At 34.3% G+C, this 577-nt stretch carries 1 pseudogene; it reads left to right on the top strand.

The window, feature by feature from the left end:
* Positions 1-33: 33 nt before the first annotated feature.
* A pseudogene (locus COZ07_RS09005) lies at positions 34-577 on the top strand (diaminopimelate decarboxylase); the annotation flags it as partial.

Genomic DNA, 577 nt, shown 5'->3' with positions numbered 1-577 from the left:
TTGGCTGAAAAACTAAATACCAAGGTTAAAATAATGCTTCGCGTAACACCAGGCATCGATACTCATACCCATAAATACATCCAGACTGGTCAGGTAGATTCAAAATTTGGAATTAGTATCCATAAAGTTCCCGATTTTATGAAAGAAGTTTTATCTAAAAAACACCTTATCTATGACGGTTTACATTGTCATCTTGGCTCTCAAATTTTTGACTTATCTCCTTATGTTCTTGCCGTTAGAGAAATGGTAAAACTGATCAAAAAAATAAAAAGCTTATCAGGGATAGATTCTACAAATTTAGATTTAGGTGGAGGACTGGGAGTAAAGTATCTTGAATCTGATACGCCACCTTCTATTGAATATTTTGTAAACTTAATGGTAGATACTTTAGAAAACGAGGCAATAAAAAATGATATACCTAGGCCCAAAATCTTAATTGAACCGGGAAGATCGATTATTGGAGAAGCAGGGATAACCATTTACACTATCGGTGCAATAAAGGAGATAACCGGTCTTAAAAAATATTTAATTGTAGACGGAGGAATGACCGATAATCCTCGACCTATACTTTATGATG

The sequence above is a fragment of the Candidatus Infernicultor aquiphilus genome (assembly GCF_002784285.1).
GTDB classification, from domain to species: Bacteria; Atribacterota; Phoenicimicrobiia; order Phoenicimicrobiales; family Phoenicimicrobiaceae; genus Infernicultor; species Infernicultor aquiphilus.
This window is presented reverse-complemented; position numbering and strand designations above follow the sequence as displayed.